We start from the raw sequence: 2,967 nt of genomic DNA on the forward strand, positions 1-2,967 counted from the left end.
CTTCGCGACCTGCGCCAGGGCGTCGGCGAGCTCGGTCGGGTCGGTGCGGGCGAACAGCAGGATGAGCGGGAGCGCCAGGGCCACCACGCGCAGCATCACCGCGAGCGACAGGGCGAGCGAGTCGTCGCTCACCGTCGCGAACAGGAAGGTGCCGTAGACGGTCCCCCCGGGGCGGGCGTACAGCAGCATGCTCAGGCCGGCGACGGGGGCGAACACCAGCACCGGCACGAGGCGCTTCAGCACGGTGGCGGCGGCGACGCCGGTGAGCGGCACGCACAGCAGCTCGAGCGCGATCGCCACTCCGGCGCTGACCGCGTCGAGCGACACGAGCAGCGGGACGGCCAGCACCAGCACCATCGCGACCTTGGTCACCGGGTTGACCCCGTCGAGCCACGCGCGCGCGGCGGGCGCGGGTGCGCTCAGCCGCGTTCCGCCGCTCACGCGGCATCCCCCATCTCGATCCGATGCTGGCCGAGGTGACGGATCACGTCGGCGTCGTGCGTGACCGCGACGACCGTGCGCCCGCGCGCGACCTCGCGCTGCAGCAGGGCGACGAGCTCGCGCCAGCCGCGGCGATCCTGCCCGAAGGTCGGTTCGTCGAGGACGATCACCGCGGGCGAGGCGGCGAGGACCGTCGCCACCGACAGGCGGCGCTTCTGTCCCCCCGAGAGCGTGAAGGGGTTGGCGAGCGCGAGGGATGCCAGATCCAGCCGCTCCAGAAGCTCGTCGACGATGGCATCGACCTTCGCCGCCGACATCTTCAGCGCCCGCGGCCCGACGGCGAGCTCGTCGCGCAGGGTCGCCGCGAGGAACTGGTGCTCGGGCTCCTGGAAGACGGTGCCGATGCGCGTGAGCAGCTCGGTGGAGCGCCACCGCGAGGGACGGGTGCCCCCGCGCGCGGCGAGCACCGGGCCGGCGACGACCTCGCCCGCCAGCTCGGGGAGCAGTCCCGCGAGGGTGAGGGCGAGGGTCGACTTGCCCGCGCCGTTGGGTCCGGTGACGACGGTCCCCGCCCCGGCGGGCACGGTCAGGTCGAGGCCCGCGGCGACGACCGTGCGCCGCTCGCGGCCGATCGCCAGCGACGTCGTCGAGAGGGCGGCATCCATCGATCCGTGCACCGGAGGCAGGGCGAGATCGACGGGCCGCCCCGGCACCCAGACGCCGGCCTCGGCGAGCGCGTCGCCGTGCTCGGCGAACACCCGCGCGGGCGGTCCGTCGGCGAGGACTCCCCCGCCGGGCGCCAGCACGATCACGCGCGTCATCAGGTCGGCCCAGACCGCGGTCCGGTGCTCGATCAGCACGAGGGTCGTGCCCTCGCGGGCGAGGACCGCCTCGACGGCGGCGCGCACCTCGCCGACGCCCTCGGGGTCGAGGTTGGCGGTCGGTTCGTCCAGCAGCAGCAGTCCCGGGCGCATCGCGAGCACCCCGGCCAGGGCCAGACGCTGCTTCTGACCGCCCGACAGGGCCTTGGTGGCGCGGTCGAGGGGCACGGACAGACCCACGGATGCCACGGCCTCGGCGACCCGGGCGGGGATCTGCGCCGCCGGGACGCCGAGGTTCTCGCACCCGAAGGCGACGTCGTCGCCCACCTTCGACAGCACGATCCCGGCCTCGGGGTCCTGCAGCACCAGCCCGATGCGACCGCGCTGGGCTTCGGGCGCCTCGCCGTCGATGAGGATGCGGCCGCTGCGCTCGCCCTCGTCGCTGCCGCCGAGAAGACCGGCGAGGCCCGCGAGCAGTGTCGACTTGCCGGCACCGGACGCGCCCAGCAGCAGGACGCGCTCGCCCGGTTCGATCCTCAGCGAGACGTCACGCGTCGCGGGCAGCTTGCGGCCGGCGTAGCGCCATCCCCATCCCTCGACGTCGACGCGCGCGGGGCCCGCCATCAGACGTCGCGGCGCGCGTCCCGCCCGGAGGCGAACCGGCTGAGCGCCCCCGTCGCGGCGAGCGCGCGCACCAGCAGCCAGCCGACGAGGCCGGCGAGCAGGGCGCCCGAGACGATCAGGCTGCCGAGGTAGATGAGGTTGAACTCGACCGTCTTGGCGAGGTTGGGGGTGAGGAACAGCTCCAGCACCCACGCGCCGATGCCCGCGCCGGCTCCCGCGAGCATCGCGACGGGCAGGGTGAAGCGCAGGTAGAGGAAGGCGAGGAAGATCAGCTCGGCGCCCAGGCCCTGGGCCAGGCCCGAGAAGATCGTCGTCACGCCCCAGACGTTTCCGATGAGGGCCGAGACGATCGCGGCGATCAACTCGACCAGCAGAGCCGCGCCGGGCTTGCGGATGACGAGGCCGCCGACGACGCCGCCGAGCAGCCAGATACCGACGGCGAGGCCGCCGAGGCCCGGCGTGAGGCCGTCCATCGCGACGAACCAGAGGCCGCCGACGGTGTTCCAGCCCCAGAAGACGAGGCCGATCGCGACGCCGAGGACCGCGGCGACGACGATGTCGACGACGCGCCAGCGGAAGCGGTCCCCGGGGTGCACGGCCGAAGCGGCGGTCGCGCGGGCAGACGTGGACGTGTGCATGTGTTCTCCTCCCTGCGCCGGCATGATCCGGATCAGGTTCGACGGTCGAAGCGTGGATTCGCTTCCTCTCAGCCCGGTTCACCGGACTCCCGTGGGTGGTGCTGATGAGTATAGACACCGGAGCCGGGGTAGCGTGGGCGGGTGCACGAGCAGAACCCGGCCACGCGGCGCGCGCGACGCCTCCGGAACGCTGCGACCCCCGGCGAACCGCCGCGGGATGCACCCGACGCCCAGCCCCTCGGGCCCGCACTGTCGCTCGATCCGGCGCTTCCGCTGGGGCCCGCGCTGTCGACGTCGGGCGATCTGAGCGCGGTCCGAGAGCCGCGGGATGCCATGGCCCCGGCCGTGCGCGAGGACGCGGGCGCATCGAACGGCACGTCGTCGGCGGACGACGCCGCGCCGGATCCGGCCGCGCCCGTCGTGATCGGCGCGCTCGCCTGGGT

The 2,967-nt window shown here is 74.3% G+C and carries 3 protein-coding genes, 1 pseudogene and 1 riboswitch; of the genes and pseudogenes, 1 reads left to right on the plus strand and 3 read right to left on the minus strand.

What is annotated here, in order from left to right; all coding sequences use genetic code 11:
- The 3 genes from DBR36_RS18240 to DBR36_RS06210 form a co-directional block, all read right to left on the minus strand.
- Positions 1-441: CbiQ family ECF transporter T component (locus tag DBR36_RS18240; protein WP_375136061.1), on the minus strand; the 441-nt coding region annotated here is incomplete at its 3' end.
- Positions 438-1,886 carry an ABC transporter ATP-binding protein gene (locus tag DBR36_RS06205; RefSeq protein WP_108318043.1) on the minus strand — a complete coding sequence of 483 codons (1,449 nt, stop codon included), beginning with the start codon at positions 1,884-1,886 and terminating at the stop codon, positions 438-440. The genes DBR36_RS18240 and DBR36_RS06205, both read right to left, overlap by 4 nt.
- Positions 1,886-2,524: an ECF transporter S component gene (locus DBR36_RS06210; RefSeq protein ID WP_108318044.1), complete on the minus strand. Its 639-nt coding sequence runs from the start codon at positions 2,522-2,524 to the stop codon at positions 1,886-1,888. Before DBR36_RS06210 ends, DBR36_RS06205 begins: the two co-directional genes overlap by 1 nt.
- Positions 2,517-2,627: riboswitch (TPP riboswitch) on the minus strand. It overlaps the preceding gene by 8 nt.
- Positions 2,628-2,665: 38 nt before the next feature.
- On the opposite strand from DBR36_RS06210, the pseudogene DBR36_RS06215 reads away from it, so the two are divergent.
- A pseudogene (locus DBR36_RS06215) lies at positions 2,666-2,967 on the plus strand (hypothetical protein); the annotation flags it as partial.

The organism is Microbacterium sp. HMWF026 (genome assembly GCF_003061325.1).
GTDB lineage: Bacteria > Actinomycetota > Actinomycetes > Actinomycetales > Microbacteriaceae > Microbacterium > Microbacterium testaceum_E.

What these genes read in the sequence shown, in the direction of transcription:
- DBR36_RS06205 (WP_108318043.1), bottom strand. Translation starts at nt 1,886, where the DNA reads ATGGCGGGCCCCGCGCGCGTCGACGTCGAGGGATGGGGATGGCGCTAC.
- DBR36_RS06210 (WP_108318044.1), bottom strand. Translation starts at nt 2,524, where the DNA reads ATGCACACGTCCACGTCTGCCCGCGCGACCGCCGCTTCGGCCGTGCAC.